Annotated in this window: 16 protein-coding genes and 1 riboswitch; of the genes, 11 read left to right on the top strand and 5 right to left on the bottom strand. The window is 74.8% G+C overall.

Going from position 1 to position 19,683, the window contains the following annotated elements; all coding sequences use genetic code 11:
* Nucleotides 1–4 precede the first annotated feature (4 nt).
* Both ABZY44_RS15635 and ABZY44_RS15630 read left to right on the top strand, forming a co-directional pair.
* Nucleotides 5–895, top strand: a complete 891-nt coding sequence (locus ABZY44_RS15635) for a neutral zinc metallopeptidase (RefSeq protein WP_356653921.1) — start codon at nucleotides 5–7, stop codon at nucleotides 893–895.
* 70 nt (nucleotides 896–965) lie between these two features.
* Nucleotides 966–1,361 carry a VOC family protein gene (locus ABZY44_RS15630; protein ID WP_356653919.1) on the top strand — a complete coding sequence of 132 codons (396 nt, stop codon included), beginning with the start codon at nucleotides 966–968 and terminating at the stop codon, nucleotides 1,359–1,361.
* 50 nt (nucleotides 1,362–1,411) lie between these two features.
* Here the strand turns inward: ABZY44_RS15630 and ABZY44_RS15625 are convergent, their stop codons facing one another.
* Nucleotides 1,412–2,794: a hypothetical protein gene (locus tag ABZY44_RS15625; protein WP_356653953.1), complete on the bottom strand. Its 1,383-nt coding sequence runs from the start codon at nucleotides 2,792–2,794 to the stop codon at nucleotides 1,412–1,414.
* A gap of 266 nt (nucleotides 2,795–3,060) precedes the next feature.
* Entirely contained in the window at nucleotides 3,061–4,200 is a 1,140-nt protein-coding gene (locus ABZY44_RS15620; protein ID WP_356653917.1) for a hypothetical protein, read from the bottom strand.
* A 351-nt stretch (nucleotides 4,201–4,551) separates the two neighbouring features.
* Between ABZY44_RS15620 and ABZY44_RS15615 the strand changes: the two genes are divergently transcribed.
* From ABZY44_RS15615 to ABZY44_RS15585, 7 genes are all read left to right on the top strand, one after another.
* The gene (locus ABZY44_RS15615) at nucleotides 4,552–5,823 is read left to right on the top strand and encodes an inorganic phosphate transporter (RefSeq protein WP_356653915.1); all 1,272 of its coding nucleotides are present in this window, start codon (nucleotides 4,552–4,554) and stop codon (nucleotides 5,821–5,823) included.
* Between the two features lie 28 nt (nucleotides 5,824–5,851).
* Complete coding sequence (locus tag ABZY44_RS15610; protein ID WP_356653913.1) at nucleotides 5,852–6,073, top strand: hypothetical protein; 222 nt, start codon at nucleotides 5,852–5,854, stop codon at nucleotides 6,071–6,073.
* A gap of 177 nt (nucleotides 6,074–6,250) precedes the next feature.
* A riboswitch (cobalamin riboswitch) is annotated at nucleotides 6,251–6,334 on the top strand.
* 58 nt (nucleotides 6,335–6,392) lie between these two features.
* The gene (locus ABZY44_RS15605) at nucleotides 6,393–7,430 is read left to right on the top strand and encodes a cobalamin biosynthesis protein (RefSeq protein WP_356653911.1); all 1,038 of its coding nucleotides are present in this window, start codon (nucleotides 6,393–6,395) and stop codon (nucleotides 7,428–7,430) included.
* Complete coding sequence (locus tag ABZY44_RS15600) at nucleotides 7,427–8,947, top strand: cobyric acid synthase (RefSeq protein ID WP_356653909.1); 1,521 nt, start codon at nucleotides 7,427–7,429, stop codon at nucleotides 8,945–8,947. The genes ABZY44_RS15605 and ABZY44_RS15600 overlap by 4 nt, the downstream gene beginning before the upstream one ends.
* Nucleotides 8,948–9,056: 109 nt before the next feature.
* The gene (locus tag ABZY44_RS15595; RefSeq protein ID WP_356653907.1) at nucleotides 9,057–11,219 is read left to right on the top strand and encodes a putative cobaltochelatase; all 2,163 of its coding nucleotides are present in this window, start codon (nucleotides 9,057–9,059) and stop codon (nucleotides 11,217–11,219) included.
* Nucleotides 11,219–11,818 (top strand): cob(I)yrinic acid a,c-diamide adenosyltransferase, encoded by a 600-nt coding sequence (gene cobO / locus ABZY44_RS15590; protein WP_356653905.1) that lies wholly within the window; start codon nucleotides 11,219–11,221, stop codon nucleotides 11,816–11,818. The genes ABZY44_RS15595 and cobO overlap by 1 nt, the downstream gene beginning before the upstream one ends.
* Entirely contained in the window at nucleotides 11,815–13,296 is a 1,482-nt protein-coding gene (locus ABZY44_RS15585) for a cobyrinate a,c-diamide synthase (RefSeq protein WP_356653903.1), read from the top strand. Before cobO ends, ABZY44_RS15585 begins: the two co-directional genes overlap by 4 nt.
* Nucleotides 13,297–13,379: 83 nt before the next feature.
* Here the strand turns inward: ABZY44_RS15585 and ABZY44_RS15580 are convergent, their stop codons facing one another.
* Nucleotides 13,380–14,162: a ZIP family metal transporter gene (locus tag ABZY44_RS15580; protein ID WP_356653951.1), complete on the bottom strand. Its 783-nt coding sequence runs from the start codon at nucleotides 14,160–14,162 to the stop codon at nucleotides 13,380–13,382.
* A gap of 128 nt (nucleotides 14,163–14,290) precedes the next feature.
* On the opposite strand from ABZY44_RS15580, the gene cobC reads away from it, so the two are divergent.
* Nucleotides 14,291–15,715, top strand: a complete 1,425-nt coding sequence (cobC, locus tag ABZY44_RS15575) for an Rv2231c family pyridoxal phosphate-dependent protein CobC (protein WP_356653901.1) — start codon at nucleotides 14,291–14,293, stop codon at nucleotides 15,713–15,715.
* A gap of 195 nt (nucleotides 15,716–15,910) precedes the next feature.
* Entirely contained in the window at nucleotides 15,911–17,158 is a 1,248-nt protein-coding gene (locus ABZY44_RS15570; protein WP_356653899.1) for a CapA family protein, read from the top strand.
* 87 nt (nucleotides 17,159–17,245) lie between these two features.
* On the opposite strand, the gene ABZY44_RS15565 is transcribed toward ABZY44_RS15570, so the two are convergent.
* The gene (locus ABZY44_RS15565; protein WP_356653897.1) at nucleotides 17,246–18,175 is read right to left on the bottom strand and encodes an SCO1860 family LAETG-anchored protein; all 930 of its coding nucleotides are present in this window, start codon (nucleotides 18,173–18,175) and stop codon (nucleotides 17,246–17,248) included.
* Between the two features lie 350 nt (nucleotides 18,176–18,525).
* A complete protein-coding gene (locus ABZY44_RS15560) occupies nucleotides 18,526–19,632 on the bottom strand; it encodes an amidohydrolase family protein (protein WP_356653895.1) in 1,107 nt (368 codons plus the stop codon).
* Nucleotides 19,633–19,683 lie beyond the last annotated feature (51 nt).

Raw genomic sequence — 19,683 nt, 5'->3', positions numbered from 1 at the left:
CGGGATGCAGTTCGACGACGACGCCGATCTGGACACTTCCGAGGTCAGGGATGTGCGCGGCAGCCGCGTCCCGGGCGGGAAGGCGACCATCGGCGGCGGCATCGTGGGTCTCCTCGCGCTCGTCCTGGGTCTGCTCTTCGGGGTGGGCCCGGATCAGCTGGGCCTGTCCGACGGGAGTCCGGATCCGGCCGCGACCTCTTCCTCCGCCGCTCAGGTACAGCAGGCCTGCAGGACCGGCCGGGACGCGAACACCCGGGAGGACTGCCGGCTGGTCGCGGTGACCAACAGCACCCAGGACTTCTGGAAGCAGGAGTTCACCCGGCGCGGGGGCCGGTACTCCCCGGCGCAGACCGTGTTCTTCACCCAGAGGGTGGGCACGGCCTGCGGGGCGGCCACCTCGGCCGTCGGCCCCTTCTACTGCCCCGGCGACCGCCAGGTCTACCTGGACCTGGGCTTCTTCGACGAACTGCGCAGCAAGTTCGGCGCGACCGGCGGTCCCTTCGCCCAGGCCTACGTGGTCGCGCACGAGTACGGGCACCACATCCAGAACCTGACCGGCACGCTGCAGAAGGCCCAGGACGGGCGGCAGGGCGCGAACAGCAACGCGGTACGGGTCGAGCTGCAGGCCGACTGCTACGCCGGGGTGTGGGCGCACCACGCGACGAGGACCCCGGACGAGTCCACGGGCAGGCCACTGATCACCAGCCTCACCGACCAGGACATCAAGGACGGCCTGGACGCGGCGGCCGCGGTCGGCGACGACCGGATCCAGGAGAAGTTCCAGGGCCGGGTGACCCCGGAGTCCTGGACCCACGGCTCGGCCGATCAGCGCCAGCAGTGGTTCTACCAGGGCTACCGCACCGGCGACATGGCCCAGTGCAACACCTTCCGCTGACTTCGCGAGGCTCCTGCCATGCTGTGATCCGGGTCACCGTCCAGGCAGGGCACACGAGGGAGTGATCGTCATGGCAGGCGTTCCGTCCATTTGTCCGACACTGCTCTACACCGACGCCAAGGCCGCGATGCGGCAGCTCACGGATGCGTTCGGCTTCACCCAGGTAGCGGCGTACGAAGGGGAGGACGGGTCCGTGATGCACGCGGAGCTGACCTACGGGAACGGTGTGGTGATGCTCGGCAGCAAGGGCCGGGGCGGGGCCTTCGACGAGGCCATGGCCGCGGCGGGGCCGGCCGGGGTCTACGTGGTGGTCGACGACGTGGACGCCCACCACCGCCGGTCCGTCGAGCACGGCGTGGAGATCCTGATGGAGCCCACCGACCAGGACTACGGCTCGCGGGACTACATGGCCCGCGACGCCGAGGGCAACGTGTGGAGCTTCGGGACGTACGCGCCGCAGGGCTGACCCCGCGGCGCGTTGCGCCGGTGTCCCCCGCGGCCCCGGCCCCCGGGGCCTCAGACGCCGCCGGTGTGGACCTGGAAGGCGGCCCGGCGGACCGCCTTGGCCAGGGCCGGGTCCGGGTGCGCGGCGGCCAGCGCGACCAGTACCTGCACCGTGCGGGGATGGCCGACCGCGCGGACCTCGTCGAGCAGCCGCGGGACCGTGGTGCGCACGGCCGAGTCCAGGTGGCGGGCCAGCAGTTCGGCCTCGCCGTGGTCGGCGATGGCGGCCGCCGTGTCCACCCACAGCCAGGTCTGCTCCTCGGCGGTGAGCACGTCCTGCGCCTCGTCGGGGTCGACCCCGTCGTGCACGGCGAGCCAGAGCAGGGCGTAGGGGCGCAGCGTGGCCTCGCGGGTGGCCGCGCGGACCTCGGGCTCGGCGGGGGCGCCGACCACGCGCAGCGCCTCGAAGGCGAGCCCGCGCAGCAGCGCGTCCTCGCCGCGGGCCGCGTTCAGCAGCTCGGAGACGGCGTGTCCGACCGGCCGGGCGGCCAGCCAGGCCTGGTACTCGGCGCGGGCCGGGCCCGGGGTGAGCCGGGCGCAGCCGCGCAGCATCGCGGCCGCGGACTGCTCGATGTTCCCGGCCGGGCTCTGCGCGGCCACGCAGATCTGCTCCAGTTTGACCCAGACGGCCCAGCTCCCGAGCGGGGTCAGGGCGGCCTGGGCGGGCCCGAGGGTGACGGCGTCGACAGCGGCGAGCCCGCCGAGGGCCCAGCGCAGCAGCCGGGCGAGCGGGACGGGGGCCGCGGCCGGGGCGGGGGCCTGCGCCGGGCGGTCCACCGGTCCGGCGTCCCCGCGGGCGGCGTCGTCCCGTACGGGGCCGGCCGCCTGTGCGGTGGTCTCGTACGGGACCTCGCACCGCTCGTCGCGCAGTTCCTCGACGCGCTGGCCGAGCAGGTCCAGCAGATCCGGGACGGTCACGGGACCGGCGGAGAGCTGGAGCAGGGACAGGAGTTGGGGCATGGCCTCGACGACCTCGGCGACGGCCGCGGGGGCGATGTCGGCGGGGGCGGGGTGGACCAGCGACCAGGCGTCGAAGAGGGCGACCCAGCCGCGCAGTACGGCGGAGTCGTCCCGGTCCCAGGCCCGCAGGCGCCAGCCGGGCCGTGCCTGGCCACCGTGCACCTCGACCAGGCCCGCGAGCCGGGAGCGGTCCCAGCCGACCCGGATCTGGCCGGGCGTCAGGCGCAGTTGCGCGGCGGCGCGTTCGACGTCGGCGGCGGGCAGGGCGCCCGCCGGGGCGGGCCTGCCGCCGTCCCCCGCCCCGAGGTGGGCCTCGGCCCAGCGGGCGAGGCGTACGGCATCGGCGAGCGAGGCGCGGGCCCTGTTCGCGAGGTCGGCCGTGGCGGGGGTACCCGCCGGTGGCCTGGGTGCGGTCCGGGTTCGCCGGTCGGTCACCGCCTTGCGGGCCGCACCCACCGACTTCGGGTAGACGAGTCGGAGTCTGGAGTCGCGAGCCAACTGCTCATCAGGCTTTCGGGACGTCACGTGAGCAGTCTCGCCCGTCACCGGCCGAAAGCCCAAACGGAACCGGCCATTGCCACACGGCACCGACGAGACAGATCAGGGCAATTCGCCATCCGCGTCCCGCACACCCCACGTTCTTCGGACAGGTCGCCCGGCACGGGTCCACCGGCCCGTAGGACGGCCCGTCGGACGGCCCGCTACATGAGGGGGGTCAGGAAGCGGCGCAGGGCCTCCTCGTATCCCGCCGGATCGGCGTTCCACATCGCCCCGTGCGCGGCCCGGGGGACGGTCCGCAGGGTGACGAGGTCGGGCCGGGCGGCGGCGAGGCGGCGGGAGGGCTCCCAGGGGGCGAGGGTGTCGTCGGGGCCGTGGAAGACCAGGACGGGGATCCGCAGTGCGGCGGGGTCCGATCCCGGCGGCCGGTGGTCCGCGCGCAGGCCCGCCCGTCCCTCGGCGGCCTTGACCGCGAGGGACAGCAGCGGCCGCGGGGTGTGGCGCGCCGCGACGAGGGCGCGCAGGGTGGCCTGCCAGTCCAGGACGGGCGAGTCCAGCACCAGTCCGCAGATCCGGTCGGCCAGCGCCGAGCGCTCGGCGGCGTGCAGGGCCATGGTGGCGCCGGTGGACCAGCCGTGCAGGACGATCCGGCGGGCGCCGTAGCGCAGGGCGTAGCGGATGGCGGCGTCGAGATCGCGCCATTCCGAGACGCCGAGGTGGCCGAGTCCGTCCGGCGAGGCGGGGGCGCCGAGGTCCCCCCGGTAGGCGAGGTCCAGGACGGGCAGCCGCTGGCGGTGGAGGAAGGGCATCACCACCATCGGGTGCTCGCGGGTGGCGCCGAGCCCGTGGACGGTGATCACCCAGGTGTCGCGGGCGGCGGGCACGAACCAGGCGGGCAGCGCGCCGAGCTCGCCCGGCACGTCCACGTCGGCGTGGTCCAGCCCGAGGGCCGTGCCCGGGTTCCCCAGGTGGACCTGCGGGGTGAGGGTGACGCGGGTGCCGGGGTCGAGGCTGCCGTGCGTGACGGCGAGGAGCCGGCGCACCACGGTGTCGGGGCCGCACGGGGCCTCGGGGAGGACGGAGCCGACCACGGCGTGCACCCCGGGCGCGGTCAGCCCGTACGTGCCGGGGCGCAGGGAGGCCAGCGACCGCGTCAGCTCGACCCGGCCGGCCGCGGCGGAGTGGACGGTGAGCCGCGGGCTGCCCGGGAGCGGGCACCCCGGCTCGGTCCGCAGGGCCGCGTCGGCGGCACGGCGGCCGACGAGGGCGGCAGCGGTGACGGCCGCGCCGGCGCCCAGGAGGGTCGTGGTGACGGCCGCTGCCGTCGCTGTGGCGGTACGCACGGCTCCAGTGTCGAGGCGGATGCGGCGGCGGGCCACCGGAAGCGCTCACTCCGGCTGCGGTTCCAGGGTTTCCCGAGGAGGCCGCGGAGACCCGGAAGGGCTCGCGGCGGAGTGATCTGGGTCTCCTCCGGAAACATTCCGACCGGTACGGCGAGCCGGAGGTCCCGGCCCCGCGCGGGGCCGGGACCCGGTCGTGACGTGCATCGATGGAAGGAATCATTCCGATATCGGGACGAAGGTCCCGATCCGACCCCGGGCCGATACACCACACGATCGCCGCCAGTTCACCTTCCGTTCATTCAGATTGCCTACGGTCCACGAACCACTGACGCCAAACAGAAGCCTGGGTAAATGGAGCACATAACGCTTCTCCTCGGGATCGTGATCATCACCGCTCTCGTGTTCGATTTCACGAACGGTTTTCACGACACGGCCAACGCGATGGCCACCACCATCTCGACCGGCGCCCTCAAGCCCAAGACCGCGGTGGCGATGTCCGCCGTACTGAACCTCGTCGGCGCTTTCATGTCCGTGGAGGTCGCCAAGACGATCTCCAAGGGCCTGGTCAACGAGGAAGGCATCCAGCCGGAGGTCATCTTCGCCGCGCTGGTCGGCGCCATCCTCTGGAACCTCGTCACCTGGCTGGTCGGACTGCCCTCCAGCTCGTCCCACGCCCTGATGGGCGGCCTCATCGGTGCCGCGGTCGCCTCCGCCGGCATGGGAGCCGTCAACGGCAGCGTCGTCGTCACCAAGGTGCTGATCCCCGCGGTCGCCGCGCCGCTGGTCGCCGGCGCCGCCGCGTACCTGGCCGCCAAGGTCACGTACAAGGTCGGCAAGGGCATGGGCGGGAAGACCTCCGCCAAGGGCTACCGCGCCGGGCAGATCGCCTCCGCCGGTCTCGTCTCGCTCGCGCACGGCACCAACGACGCGCAGAAGACGATGGGCATCATCACCCTGGCGCTCATCGCCGGGAACGCCCTGCCGGCCGGCTCCAACCCGCCGGTCTGGGTCATCGTCTCGGCCGGCATGGCCATCGCGATGGGCACCTACCTGGGCGGCTGGCGCATCATCCGCACCATGGGCAGCGGCCTGACCGACCTGCAGCCGCAGCAGGGCTTCGCCGCCCAGACCTCGGCCGCCAGTGTCATCCTGGCCTCCTCCTCCCTCGGCTTCTCCCTCTCCACCACCCACGCGTGCTCCGGCGCGGTCATGGGTTCGGGCCTGGGACGCAAGGGCGGCGTGGTCCGCTGGTCCACCGCCTCCCGTATGTTCATGGCCTGGGGCCTGACCCTGCCGGCCGCCGCGCTGGTCTCCGCGGGCGCCGAGCTGGTCATGCGCACCGGTGACCTCGGCGTCGCCGCCGTCGCGGCCTTCCTGGTCGCCTCCTGCCTCGCGATCTGGTTCATCTCGCGCCGCCAGGTCGTGGACCACACCAACGTGAACGCGGTCCCGTCGGCCGACGCCGAGGAGCCGGGTGTCGTCACCACCGCCATCGCGGCCGTCACCGTCCCGCCGACCGTCGCCGCCGCCGCCGGCAGCACCGCCGCGGTGACGGACGAGGACTTCAAGGCCACCATCCCGGCCGCGACCACGGCCGCAGCGGCTCCGGCCGCAGCGCTCTGACCCCGAGAACGACAGAGGAATCAGCGGTATGAAGATCGACTGGGAAGCACTCGGCTCCGTCTTCGGTGTCAGCCTCTCCGCCACCGTCGCGCTCGTGACCCTGTTCACCCTGGGTCTGATCGGGCTCTCCAAGCACGAGGCCGCCACCGAGCAGGGCGGCGCCGCCACCCTCGCCCGCAGCGGCGCGTACGCCTGCTTCGCGCTCTGCGCGGCGGCCGTGGCCTACGGGATCTACCTGATCGTCTCCTAGGGGCCCGCACGGGCACCACGTGCGAAGGCTCCCCCCGGGTTCGTCCCGGGGGGAGCCTTTCGCGTGCCCGGGACCGCGGCTCCCCGCCCACCCGGCGACCACCCGGCGCAGGTCAACTGCAAGTTGACGGGCCTTCGCGCTGCGTGGTGGACTGCCCGAGCCAATACGGCGGCATGGAGAGGAAGTCCGGTGCGAATCCGGCGCGGTCCCGCCACTGTCACCGGAGCACTCGGGCCGAGTGCGACCGGGAGCCAGGAACTCTCGCCGCCGGACACGTCGAACCAGGGCGCGGACCCTGAGTGAGGACATACCTGCCACCATGCGTGCCGACCGCGTCTTCGCGTACGGCGCCACGGCCGGCCTGATCGGCGACCGGATCCTCGGGGATCCTCGCCGCGGGCACCCCGTGGCCGCCTTCGGACGAACCGCCGCCGCCGTCGAGCGCGCCCTGTGGCGCGACGACCGCGCCCGGGGCGCCCTGCACACCCTGGTGTGCGCCGGGGGCGCCGCCGCCGTCGGCGTGCTGGGCGCCCGCGCCGTGCGCTCCCGGCCCGCGGTGGCCCGCATCGCCCTGACCGCCGCGGCCACCTGGGCCGTCGTGGGCGGCACCTCGCTGGGCCGCGAGGCGCGCGCCATCGGCGGCGCGCTGGCCGCGGGGGACGCCGAGACGGCCCGGGCCCGGCTGCCGCACCTGTGCGGGCGCGACCCGCAGGCCCTGGACGAACAGCAGATGGCGCGCGCCGTCGTGGAGTCGGTCGCCGAGAACACCTCCGACGCCGTGGTCGGCGCCCTGGTGTGGGGGGCCGTCGCCGGCGTCCCCGGACTGCTGGCCTTCCGCGCCGTGAACACCCTGGACGCGATGGTCGGCCACAAGTCGCCCCGCCACCTGCGCTACGGCTGGGCCTCGGCCCGGCTCGACGACGTCGCGGGCTGGCCGGGCGCCCGGCTGACGGCGCTGGCCGCCGTACTGGCCGGCCCCGACCGGCGGGGAGCCGTACGGGCCTGGCGCGCCGACGCCGCCGCGCACCCGAGCCCGAACGCGGGGCCGGTGGAGTCCTCGTTCGCCGGGGCGCTCGGCGTACGCCTGGGCGGGACCCTGGCGTACGGGGGGCGGGTCGAGCACCGGGCCGTGCTGAACGGCGGGGCCGGGCGGGCGGTGGAGGTCGCCGACATCGAACGGGCCGTACGGCTGTCGCGACAGGTGACGTGGGTGGCGCTGGGGGCCTGCGTGGCCGCCCGCACGCTGGTCGCCCGGATGAGCCGGACCGGCCCGACGCAGCGGACGAGCGGGCTGCACCAGTCGGGTCGGACGAGTCGCACGGGTAGCACGAGTCGCACGAGGAAGGGACGCGCATGAGCGGCGCGCAGCGCGGCGGGGGGCTCCTCGTCGCCGGTACGACATCGGACGCGGGCAAGAGCGTCGTCACGGCGGGCATCTGCCGGTGGCTCGCGCGCACCGGGGTGAAGGTGGCCCCGTTCAAGGCGCAGAACATGTCGCTGAACTCCTTCGTGACCCGGGAGGGCGCCGAGATCGGGCGGGCGCAGGCCATGCAGGCGCAGGCCGCGCGCGTGGAACCGACCGCGCTGATGAACCCGGTGCTGCTCAAGCCCGGAAGCGACCGCAGCAGCCAGGTGGTGCTGCTGGGCAAGCCGGTGGGCGAGATGAGCGCGCGCGGCTACCACGGGGGCAGGCAGGAGCAGCTGCTCGGCATCGTCACGGACTGCCTGGAGCAGTTGCGGGGCACGTATGACGCCGTGATCTGCGAGGGGGCGGGCAGTCCGGCCGAGATCAACCTGCGGCGCACCGACATCGTGAACATGGGCATCGCGCGGGCCGCGCGGTTCCCGGTGGTCGTGGTCGGCGACATCGACCGGGGCGGGGTGTTCGCCTCCTTCTTCGGTACCACGGCGCTGCTGTCACCCGAGGACCAGTCGCTGATCGCGGGATACCTCGTCAACAAGTTCCGCGGTGACGTCACCTTGCTGGAGCCGGGGATGGAGATGCTGCGCGGCCTGACGGGCCGTGCGACGTACGGGGTGCTCCCCTTTCAGCACGGGCTGGGCATCGACGAGGAGGACGGCCTGCGGGTCTCCCTGCGGGGTGCGGTACGGGAATCCGTGGTCGCCCCGCCCGTGGGCGAGGACGTGCTGCGGGTCGCGGTCTGCGCGGTCCCGCTGATGTCGAACTTCACGGACGTCGACGCGCTCGCGGCGGAGCCGGGGGTGGTGGTGCGGTTCGTGGACCGGGCCGAGGAGCTCGTCGACGCGGACCTGGTCGTCGTACCGGGGACCCGCGGCACGGTGAAGGCCCTCGCCTGGCTGCGCGAGCGCGGGCTCGCGGACGCGCTGGGCCGGCGGGCGGCGGAGGGCCGTCCGGTCCTGGGGATCTGCGGCGGCTTCCAGGTGCTCGGCGAACGCATCGAGGACGAGGTCGAGTCGAAGGCCGGTTCCGTCGAGGGCCTCGGCCTGCTGCCGGTCCGGGTCCGCTTCGAGCGGGAGAAGACCCTCGCACGGCCGACGGGTTCGGCCCTCGGCGAGCCGGTCGAGGGCTACGAGATCCACCACGGGGTGGCCGAGGTCCTGGGCGGGACGCCCTTCCTGGACGGGTGCCGCGTCGGGTCGGTCTGGGGCACGCACTGGCACGGCTCGCTCGAGTCCGACGGCTTCCGCCGGGCGTTCCTGCGCGAGGTCGCCTCGGCCGCCGGCCGGCGGTTCGTCCCGGCCCCGGACACCTCCTTCGGCTCCCTGCGGGAGGAACAGCTGGAGCTGCTGGGCGATCTGATCGAGGAGCACGCGGACACCGACGCCCTGCTCCGCCTGATCGAGAAGGGGGCCCCGGCGGGCCTCCCGTTCCTTCCCCCGGGCGCGCCGTGACGCCGGCCGGGTTCCCGCGGGGGCCGTCCCCCGCCCGGCCCGCGCACCGCACCGCGCACCACCGCCCGCGCACCCGTACCCGTACCCACGCAGAAGGAGGGGCCACCGCATGAGCACGCCCTACCCGTTCACCGCACTGGTCGGCCAGACCGACCTGCGTCTCGCGCTGCTGCTCAACGCGGTCAGCCCCGCGGTCGGCGGGGTGCTCGTGCGCGGCGAGAAGGGGACGGCCAAGTCCACCGCCGTCCGGGCGCTCTCCGCGCTGCTCCCGCAGGTGGACGTCGTGCCCGGCTGCCGCTTCAGCTGCGCGCCCGCCGCCCCGGACCCCGTCTGCCCCGACGGCCCCCACGAGCCCGGGCCGGCCTCCGCGCGGCCCGCCCGCATGGTGGAGCTGCCCGTCGGGGCCTCCGAGGACCGCCTGGTCGGCGCCCTCGACATCGAACGCGCCCTCTCCGAGGGCGTGAAGGCCTTCGAGCCCGGCCTCCTCGCCGACGCACACCGCGGGATCCTGTACGTGGACGAGGTCAACCTCCTCCACGACCACCTCATCGACCTCCTCCTCGACGCCGCCGCCATGGGCGCCTCCTACGTCGAACGCGAAGGCGTCTCCGTCCGCCACGCCGCCCGCTTCCTGCTCGTCGGCACGATGAACCCCGAGGAGGGCGAGCTCCGCCCGCAGCTCCTGGACCGGTTCGGGCTGACCGTCGAGGTCGCGGCCTCCCGCGAACCCGTCCAGCGGGTCGAGGTCGTGCGCCGCCGGCTCTCCTACGAGGACGACCCCGCCGCCTTCGCCCTGCGCTGGGCCACCGAGGAACAGGACGTGCGCGCCCGCGTGGTGGCCGCCCGCGCCCTGCTCCCCCAGGTCGTCCTCGGCGACGCCTCGCTGCTGCAGATCGCCGCGACCTGCGCCGGCTTCGAGGTCGACGGCATGCGCGCCGACATCGTGATGGCCCGGACCGCGACCGCGCTGGCCGCCTGGGCCGGCCGGACCGTGGTGCGGAAGGAGGACGTGCGCCAGGCCGCCCTGCTGGCGCTCCCCCACCGGCGCCGCCGCAATCCCTTCGACGCACCGGGCCTGGACGAGGAGAAGCTCGACCGGATCCTGGAGCAGTTCCCCGACGACGAACCGGACCACGACCCCGGTCACGAGCCGGAGCCGGATCCCGAGCCGGAGGGTCCTGGCGACGGCCCGGACGACGGCGGCCCGGACGGCGGCGGTCCCGGCGGAGGCGGAGGCGTGCCCCCGCAGGGCTCCGGGCCCGACGCCCCGGACACCGAGCCCGAGCCCGAAACGGCGACCGAGGCCGAAGCCGATCGGCGGCCCGAGCCCGAGCAGCCCGCCGAGGACCCCGCACCGCAGCCCTCCGCCAACGGCGCCGACGGACCCGAGCAGGCCGCCGTACGGGCCGCGGCGCCGTTCCGCACCAAGATGCTCAGCGTGCCGGGGCTCGGCGAGGGCGCGTCCGGCCGGCGTTCGCGCGCCCGCACCGCGCACGGCCGCACCACCGGGGCCCGGCGCCCCCGCGGCCACCTGACGAAGCTGCACCTGGCGGCGACCGTCCAGGCGGCCGCCCCGCACCAGAAGGCGCGCGGGCGCACCGGGCGCGGCCTGGTCGTCCGCAAGGACGACCTGCGGCAGGCGACCCGCGAGGGCCGCGAGGGCAACCTCGTCCTCTTCGTCGTCGACGCCTCCGGCTCCATGGCCGCCCGGCAGCGCATGAGCGCGGTCAAGGGCGCGGTGCTGTCGCTGCTGCTGGACGCCTACCAGCGGCGCGACAAGGTCGGCCTGATCACGTTCCGCGGCTCCACGGCCGAACTGGCCCTGCCGCCGACCTCTTCCGTCGACTCGGCAGCGGCCCGGCTGGAGAAACTGCCGACCGGCGGCCGCACCCCGCTCGCCGCCGGGCTGCTCAAGGCCCGCGAGGTGCTGCGCGTCGAGCGGCTGCGGGACCCGAGCCGGCGGCCGCTGCTCGTGGTGGTCACGGACGGGCGGGCCACCTCGGCCGGCTCCGCGGGCGGCCGCGCGGACGGCCGTCCGGACGGCACGCCGCGCGAACTGTCCGGCCGCAGTGCCCGGCTGCTGGCGTCCGAAGGGATCGCCTCCGTGGTCGTGGACTGCGAGTCCGGGCCGGTCCGGCTGGGCCTGGCCGGGGAGCTGGCCGCCGATCTGGGCGGCCCGGCCATCACCCTCGACGGGCTGCGGGCCGACACGCTCGCCGGGCTCGTGAAGAACGTACGTACCTCATCCCAGACCCCCAGGAGGGCCGCGTAATGCCGCAGGGACAGCCGTCCGTCGTTCCGGACGACGGACTCACGACACGTCAGCGCCGCAACCGCCCGCTCGTCTTCGTCCACACCGGACCGGGCAAGGGCAAGTCGACGGCGGCCTTCGGCCTGGCGCTTCGCGCCTGGAACCAGGGCTGGTCGATCGGGGTGTTCCAGTTCGTCAAGTCGGCGAAGTGGAAGGTCGGCGAGGAGAACGCGCTGAAGGTGCTCGGGGCCTCGGGCGAGGGCGGCGCGGTCGTCTGGCACAAGATGGGCGAGGGCTGGTCCTGGGTCCAGCGGGACGCGCAGCTCGACAACGAGCAGGCGGCCAAGGAGGGCTGGGAGCAGGTCAAGCGCGACCTGGCCGCCGAGACACACCGCCTCTACGTGCTGGACGAGTTCGCGTACCCGATGCACTGGGGCTGGATCGACGTCGACGAGGTCGTCGAGGTGCTGCGCAACCGTCCCGGCACCCAGCACGTGGTGATCACCGGCCGCAACGCCCCGGAGAAGCTGGTCGGGTTCGCGGACCTCGTCACCGAGATGACCAAGGTCAAGCACCCGATGGACGCCGGCCAGAAGGGCCAGAAGGGCATCGAGTGGTGAGCACACCCTCGTTCGACGTACCGCGGCTGGTCATCGCCGCGCCCTCCTCCGGGAGCGGCAAGACCACCGTCGCCACGGGCCTGATGGCGGCCTTCTCGGAGCGCGGCCTCGCCGTGTCCCCGCACAAGGCCGGGCCCGACTACATCGACCCCGGCTACCACGCGCTGGCCACCGGCCGGCCGGGACGCAACCTGGACTCCTTCATGTGCGGGCCGGAGCTGATCGCCCCGCTGTTCGCGCACGGGGCGGCGGGGTGCGACCTGGCCGTGGTGGAGGGCGTCATGGGCCTCTACGACGGGGCCGCGGGGCGGGGTGAACTGGCGTCCACGGCGCAGGTCGCGAAGCTGCTGCGGGCGCCCGTGGTGCTGGTCGTGGACGCGTCCTCGCAGTCGCGGTCGGTGGCGGCGCTGGTGCACGGCTTCGCCTCCTTCGACCCGCAGGTACGGCTGGGGGGCGTGATCCTGAACAAGGTCGGCTCCGACCGGCACGAGGTGATGCTGCGGGAGGCGCTGGAGGAGGCCGGGATGCCGGTTCTCGGCGTCCTGCGGCGGGCTCCGCAGGTCGCGGCGCCCTCGCGGCACCTCGGGCTGGTGCCGGTGGCCGAGCGGCGGCGCGACGCCGTCGCCTCGGTGGCGGCGCTGGCCGACCAGGTCCGCACCGGCTGCGACCTGGACGCGCTCATGGCTCTGGCCCGCACCGCGCCACCCCTGGCCTGCGAGGCCTGGGACCCGGAGCGGGTCCTGCTCACCCGGGCCGCCCGGGGGGCGGATCCGGCCTCGTCGGGACAGGCGTCGCCGGGACAGGCCTTGTCCGGGTCGGCCCCGTCTGGGTCCGCCCCGTCCCGGTCGGTCTCGCCCCGGTCGGCCTCGCCCGCACCCGTCATCGCCGTCGCCGGAGGGGCCGCGTTCACGTTCTCCTACGCCGAGCACGCGGAGCTGCTGCGAGCGGCCGGGGCCGAGGTGGTCACCTTCGATCCGCTGCGCGACGAGGCGCTGCCCGAAGGAACCACCGGCCTGGTGATCGGCGGCGGGTTCCCGGAGGTGTACGCGCCCGAGCTGTCCGCCAACGAGCCGCTCCGCCAGGCCGTCGCCGCCTTCGCCGCGGCCGGGGGCCCGGTGGCCGCCGAGTGCGCCGGGCTGCTGTACCTGGGCCGCTCGCTGGACGGGAAGCCCATGTGCGGGGTGCTCGACGCCGACGCGCGGATGTCGGAGCGGCTGACCCTCGGCTACCGCGAGGCCGTCGCGGTGTCCGACAGCGTCCTCGCGGCGGCCGGTACCCGGCTGCGCGGGCACGAGTTCCACCGGACGGTGATCGAGCCGGGCGCCGGGGCGGCGCCCGCCTGGGGGTTCACGCATCCGGAGCGCCGCGTCGAGGGCTTCGTGGAGCACGGTGTGCACGCCAGCTACCTGCACACGCACTGGGCGGCAGAGCCGTCCGTGGCCCGGCGCTTCACCGAAGCCGCGGCAGCCCGTCGGTGAACGGAAGACCCGCGACCGGGACCCTCCGGCCGCTCCTGCCCCGCTGCCCGGTCCGGCCGGTCCGGTCAGTCCGGCCGGTCCGGTCAGTCCGCGAGGCCGACCACCAGCCAGATCCCGGCCACCCCGCCCACCGTGCACATCAGCGTGGACAGCGCGGGGTGCTCGTGGTGGGCCTCGGGCAGGATCTCGGCCGCCGCCAGGTAGAGCAGGACCCCGCCGAAGAAGCCGAGGTAGGCCCCGAGCGGTTCCTCCGGAAGGGTGAACAGCACAGTGGACGCGGCGCCCACCACGGGGGCCACGGCGTCCGCCAGGAGCATGAGCCGTGCCTTGCGGCGGTCGTTCCCGTACAGCCGGGTGAGCGTGTAGGTGTTGAACCCGTCGGCGAAGTCGTGGGTGATGACGGCCAGGGTCACGGCCACCCCCATCCCGCCCCCGACCTGGAACGCGGCGCCGAGGGCCACCCCGTCGGCGAGGCTGTGGCCGACCATGGCGGCGGCAGCCGCCAGGCCGACCTGGGGGGCCCGGCCCCCGTGCTCGCCGTCCGCGCGCCCGTACGCGTGCGGGTGCCCGTTCTCGTGCGCGTCCCCGTTGCGGGCGCCGTGGGAGGCCTGGCGGACCGCCAGCAGCCGCTCCGCGCAGTGCGCGACGAGGAACCCGCCGACGAAGAGCAGCAGGGCCATCGGGACCCCGAACACCTCCTCCCCCGCGGCGTGCATGGCCTCCGGGAGCAGGTCGAGGCCGACGACGCCGAGCATCAGCCCGCCGGCCAGACCCAGCACGAGGTGGCGGCGGTCGGTGACGCGTTGCGCCGTCCATCCGCCCGCCAGGGTCATCAGGAACGCGCCCAACGCCACGATCACGGCCATGTGCCCCTGCATACCGACTCCTCGCCGCCCGCGCACCTCCGCGCGCGGGCGGTGGACCTCCGGCGGTTGACGACCACGACGACGATCACGACCATGACCACGACCACGACCACGACGAGGGAAAACGGGTGAACCTGGTGGGCGAGTACGCGACGCAGCTGGTGGTCGGGGTCGGTGGCCGGGCGGGGGTGTCCGTCGCGGAGGTCTGCGCGCTGGTGGAGGAGACCCTGCGCGGCGCCGGGCTGTCGGCGGAGGCGGTGACGGCGCTGGCCACGGTGGAGGCGAAGACCGCGGAGGCCGGGATCGCGGGCGCGGCGGAACGTTTCGGCGTGCCGCTGCTGAGCTATCCCCCCGACCGGCTGGCGGCCGTCACGGTACCGCACCCCTCCGACACCGCACGGGACGCCGTCGGCACCCCGTCGGTGGCCGAGGCCGCCGCGCTCGCGGGGGGCGGGGAACTCCTCGTACCGAAGCGGCGGTCGGTGGCGGCGACCTGCGCGGTCGCCACGACGCACGCGCACGACCTGCGCCACCACGGGGACGCGGAGGTGGTGGACGCGGGCTCGGCGCTGGTCGATCTCGCGGTGAACGTACGCGCGCACACGCCCCCGCAGTGGCTGAAGGACCGTGTCGCCGCTTCGCTCGACGTCCTCGCCTCGTATCCCGACGGCCGCCCGGCCCGCGCGGCCGTGGCCCTGCGCCACGGGCTGCCGGCCGAGCGGGTACTGCTGACGGCGGGGGCCGCGGAGGCGTTCGTACTGATCGCGCGGGCGCTGGGGGCCGTACGGCCGGTCGTGGTGCACCCGCAGTTCACCGAGCCGGAGGCGGCGCTGCGCGACGCGGGCCACCAGGTGGAGCGGGTCCTGCTGCGCGCGGCGGACGGCTTCCGCCTGGACCCGGCGGCGGTGCCCGAGGAAGCGGACCTGGTGGTCGTCGGGAACCCGACCAACCCGACCTCGGTCCTGCACCCGGCGGCCACCCTGGCGGCGCTGGCCCGGCCCGGCCGGATCCTGGTGGTGGACGAGGCCTTCATGGACGCGGTCCCGGGCGAGCGGGAGGCGCTGGCCGGGCGGACGGACATACCGGGGCTGGTGGTGCTGCGGAGCCTGACCAAGACCTGGGGACTGGCCGGTCTGCGCATCGGCTACGTGCTGGCCGAGCCCGCGATCATCTCGAAGCTGTCGGCGGCGCAACCCCTGTGGCCGGTCTCCACGCCGGCGCTGGTGGCGGCCGAGGCGTGCATGTCCCCGGCGGCGCTGGCCGAGGCGGAGGCCGCGGCCCGCCAGATCGCGGTGGACCGGGAGCATCTCCTGGCGGGGCTGGCGGAGTTCGAGGAGATCGCGGTGGCGGGCACGGCCGACGGCCCGTTCGTACTGATCCGGACCGAGGGCGCGACGGAGGTCCGCACCCGGCTGCGCGCCCTGGGCTTCGCCGTGCGCCGCGGCGACACCTTCCCCGGACTGGACCGCTCCTGGCTCCGGCTGGCGGTCCGCGACCGCGCGACGACGGGCCGCCTCCTCCAGGCCCTGGACATCGCCCTGGCCGCCCGCTGACCCGTCGGCCCCTGCCCCGGTGCGCGGAGGCGGGCAGCGGAGGAGGGCAGCGGCTCCGGGCGGCGGCTCCGGGGCGGCGGAGTCGAGCCGATCGCACCCGGACGGCCCTGTACACGCGCCCGCCCATGGTGGCGGGCGCCCCGATGAGCGAGGATTTTCCGCAGGCGGCGGAGACGTGACACCGGGGGGTCGGGGATGAGGGCGGTCGGCAGGGTGGGCGTGGCGGTGGCCGGGCTGGTCGTCGTGGGCGGCGCGGCGTACGGCCTACCGCAGCTGCTCTCCGGGGACGGCAAGGGCGGCGCGGCGGCCCCCGAGCAGCGGCTCCGGGCGAAGCCGGAGGCGACCTCGCCCACCGCGCCGAGCCCCGCCGGCTCCGCTGCCGCCCCCGCCCCCGCCCCCGCCGACGGGAAGCCGTTCACGCTCGTCGGGACGGGCGACATCATCCCCTACCCGTCGATCATCCAGCGGGCCGCCGAGGACTCCCCGGAGAAGGGCGGTTACGACTTCCGGAAGATGCTCGCCGGGGTCAGGCCCGTCGTCTCCGGCGCCGACCTCGCGCTGTGCCACCACGAGATACCGTACGGCCGACCCGGCGGCCCCTACACCGGATATCCCCTCTTCAAGGCCCCGCACCAGCTGGCCGACGCCCTCAAGGACACCGGGTACGACAGCTGTTCCACCGCCTCGAACCACACCCTGGACGACGGGTACGAAGGCCTCGTCCGCGTCCTCGACCACCTCGACCGGGTCGGCATCCGCCACGTGGGCTCCGCCCGCAGCCCCGAGGAGGCCAAGGCCCCGGCGCTGCTCGAGGCCGGCGGGGCCAAGGTCGCCCAACTCGACTACACGTACGGGACGAACGGCATCCCGCTGCCCGCCGACAAGCCCTGGGCCGTGAACCTCGTCGACCAGGACCGGATCATCGCCGACGCCCGCGCCGCGCGCGCGGCCGGCGCGAACGTCGTGGTCCTCAGCGTCCATTGGGGCTCCGAGTGGCAGACGGCGCCCGACCGGCAGCAGCTGGACCTGGCGCGGGCGCTGACCGCGTCGCGCGGGGCGGACGGCCTTCCCGACCTCGATCTCGTCCTCGGCACGCACAACCACGTGCCGCAGCCCTACGAGAAGATCAACGGCACCTGGGTCGTGTACGGCATGGGCGACCAGGTGGCCAGTTTCTACGAGGCCGGCAAGGCCCGCGGCAACATGTCCTCGATCCCCCGCTTCACCTTCGCCCCGGCGGCCGCCCGTCCGGGCCGCTGGGACGTGGTGAAGGCCGAGTACCTCACCCAGTACGCGGACATGCGGCCGCCCTTCCGCGTCGTCTGCACGTCCTGTGACGGGGCCGGCGGCGACAGCACGTACGCGGCCGTGGACCGTGAGGTCACCGAGGCCGTGCTGTCACGCGGCGCCGGCGAGCAGGGGCTGACCCGGGCCACGCGCTAGCCGTATCGCCCCGGCCCGCCCCACGCCCTGGCCCTCCCCCGCCCCGCCCCGCTCCTCCCTCACGGACGGACCCCGGGGCCGCGTGGGCTACGAGGCCCTGCCGCGCCGGGTGACGACCAGCGCGACCGCGCCGACGCCGAGCAGGACCAGCGCGCCGCCCGTCACGTACGGGGTGAGCGAGCCGCCGCCGGTCTCGGCGAGGCCGGTCCCGGTGCCGGGACCGGTCCCGGTGCCGCCCGGGGAACCCGAAGTCCCCGTCTGCACCTTGATGTCGGGCGTGACCGCGGGGCTGGGGGCGGGTGCGGGTGCGGCCGGGGACTCGCAGCGCGCTTCGGCGAGCACGATCTCGCCCTCCACCTGGGCCACGTTCAGGTCGAGGGGATTCACGGACACCTTGAGCCGCAGCGCGGTCGCGGCGGCCGTGGTGGAGGTGGTCCCGGTGACGGAGAGCTCCAGGCTGACCAGGCCGACCTTGGGGACCTCGACCTTGGTGGGTCCGGCCGCCGAGAGGGTGACCTTCTTGCCGAGCACGGTCACCTTGCCGAGCAGGTTGGAGCTGGCGACCGGCTTCTTGCCGGCCTCGCACACGGCCTTGGAGGTGACCTTCTCCACCTCGATCAGCGAGAGCAGGGGCAGGCCGGGCACGTGCACCCGGGCCTTGGCGAGATGGGCCTCGGCCTCGGCGCGGCTCGTGTCGGCGGTGGCCTTCGAGGTGGCGACGTCGGCGCGCAGCACGCTCACCGGCTGCCCGCCCTCGACCCCGTCGAGCGTGACGGTCAGCGCCGTCTTCGCCGCGTCCGCCGGGGCGCCGACCTCGTTGAGGGTGGCCGTCAGCGGGACGTGGACGGTCTTGTCGAGCAGGCCCACGTCCAGTCCGGCGCGCAGGACGACGGCGCTGGCCTTTCCTTCGCCGGCGCCGTGCTGGGCCGTGGCGGAGGCGGGCGGGGCACAGAGCAGGGCCACCGCTCCCGTGGCGAAGAGCGCGGCCGCGGGCATGCGGAAGGTGTTGCTGTTCAAGGTGGTGGAACCCCCAGGGAGATGGGAGCCGTCGCGCCGCCAATGGGGGACATTGCGCGCGCCGACGGCCTCGACCCCGGAATCTTTACGCACGGAGAGTGAACGGGCGCCAACCCGACGTGAGTTCACCCCAAAGGGTGGTTTCCGGGCACAGGTTCGAATTGATGCGCCTCACCCGGAACGGGGGTTCCCTCCCGTCCCGGGCATTGCGGGCATCCCGCTCCCAGAAGGGCTTCAACAACGACCGCGGGCCCGTCGGGGTCACGCCACGTCAACCCGGATGGTCAACGCGCGATCCGACCCGTCTCCGCACCCTCGCGCCGCCGCGCCCCCGCGCCCCCGCGCCGCCCTCAGGCCACCACCCTGCCGTTCACCACCACCCGCAGCGGCTGCGCCAGCGCCCGTACGTCGGCCCGCGGATCAGTCGCGTAGACGACGAGGTCGGCCGGCGCGCCCTCGGTCAGGCCGGGCCTGCCGAGCCACTCGCGGGCCCCCCACGCCGTCGCCGAGAGGGCCTCCAGCGGCGGGATCCCGGCCTTGACGAGCTCGGCGACCTCGGCGGCGACCAGGCCGTGCGGCAGGGAACCGCCCGCGTCGGTGCCGACGTAGACCCCGATGCCGGCGTCGTAGGCGGACCGGACGGTGTCGTAGCGCCGCTCGTGCAGTCGGCGCATGTGCGCGGACCAGGCGGGGAACTTGGCCTCGCCGCCCGCCGCCATCTTCGGGAAGGTCGCGATGTTCACGAGGGTGGGGACGATCGCCACCCCGCGCTCCGCGAACAGCGGGATGGTGTCCTCGGTCAGCCCGGTGGCGTGCTCGACGCAGTCGATGCCCGCCTCGACCAGGTCGCGCAGGGAGTCCTCGGCGAAGCAGTGCGCGGTGACCCGGGCGCCGAGACGGTGCGCTTCGGCGATGGCCGCCTCGACCTCGGCGCGCGGCCAGCAGGCGGTCAGGTCTCCGGCCTCGCGGTCGATCCAGTCGCCGACGAGCTTGACCCAGCCGTCACCGCGCAGCGCTTCCCGGCCGACGTACTCGACGAGGTCGGCCGGCTCGATCTCGTGGGCGAAGTTGCGGATGTAGCGGCGGGTGCGGGCGATGTGCCGGCCGGCCCGGATGATCTTCGGCAGGTCCTCGCGGGCGTCGATCCAGCGGGTGTCCGAGGGGGAGCCGGCGTCGCGGATGAGGAGGGTGCCGGCGTCCCGGTCGGTCAGGGCCTGGCGTTCGGCGGTCCGCGCGTCGACCGGTCCGTGCGCGTCGAGGCCCACGTGGCAGTGCGCGTCGACGAGACCGGGGAGCACCCACCCCGCGACCTCGGTGACCTCGCCGGGTCCGCGGGGACGCTCGTAGGTGACGCGTCCGCCGACGACCCACAGTTCGTCGCGCACCTCCTCGGGCCCGACCAGCACCCGCCCCTTCACATGCAGCACACCGCTGTCGCCGTTGACGTCGTCGCTCATGCGGGCACTGTACGTGCGCACTCGGTAGGCTCTCCAGGCCGCCCGGACGCC

This window comes from Streptomyces sp. NPDC006544 (assembly GCF_040611715.1).
Classification (GTDB): domain Bacteria; phylum Actinomycetota; class Actinomycetes; order Streptomycetales; family Streptomycetaceae; genus Streptomyces.
The sequence above is the reverse complement of the archived record's forward strand: the minus strand, read 5'-3'. Positions and strand labels throughout refer to the sequence as shown.

Coding starts and splice junctions, on each gene's coding strand:
- ABZY44_RS15635 (WP_356653921.1), top strand. CDS start 5: ATGCAGTTCGACGACGACGCCGATCTGGACACTTCCGAGGTCAGGGAT.
- ABZY44_RS15630 (WP_356653919.1), top strand. CDS start 966: ATGGCAGGCGTTCCGTCCATTTGTCCGACACTGCTCTACACCGACGCC.
- ABZY44_RS15615 (WP_356653915.1), top strand. CDS start 4,552: ATGGAGCACATAACGCTTCTCCTCGGGATCGTGATCATCACCGCTCTC.
- ABZY44_RS15610 (WP_356653913.1), top strand. CDS start 5,852: ATGAAGATCGACTGGGAAGCACTCGGCTCCGTCTTCGGTGTCAGCCTC.
- ABZY44_RS15605 (WP_356653911.1), top strand. CDS start 6,393: ATGCGTGCCGACCGCGTCTTCGCGTACGGCGCCACGGCCGGCCTGATC.
- ABZY44_RS15600 (WP_356653909.1), top strand. CDS start 7,427: ATGAGCGGCGCGCAGCGCGGCGGGGGGCTCCTCGTCGCCGGTACGACA.
- ABZY44_RS15595 (WP_356653907.1), top strand. CDS start 9,057: ATGAGCACGCCCTACCCGTTCACCGCACTGGTCGGCCAGACCGACCTG.
- cobO (WP_356653905.1), top strand. CDS start 11,219: ATGCCGCAGGGACAGCCGTCCGTCGTTCCGGACGACGGACTCACGACA.
- ABZY44_RS15580 (WP_356653951.1), bottom strand. CDS start 14,162: ATGGCCGTGATCGTGGCGTTGGGCGCGTTCCTGATGACCCTGGCGGGC.
- ABZY44_RS15570 (WP_356653899.1), top strand. CDS start 15,911: ATGAGGGCGGTCGGCAGGGTGGGCGTGGCGGTGGCCGGGCTGGTCGTC.
- ABZY44_RS15560 (WP_356653895.1), bottom strand. CDS start 19,632: ATGAGCGACGACGTCAACGGCGACAGCGGTGTGCTGCATGTGAAGGGG.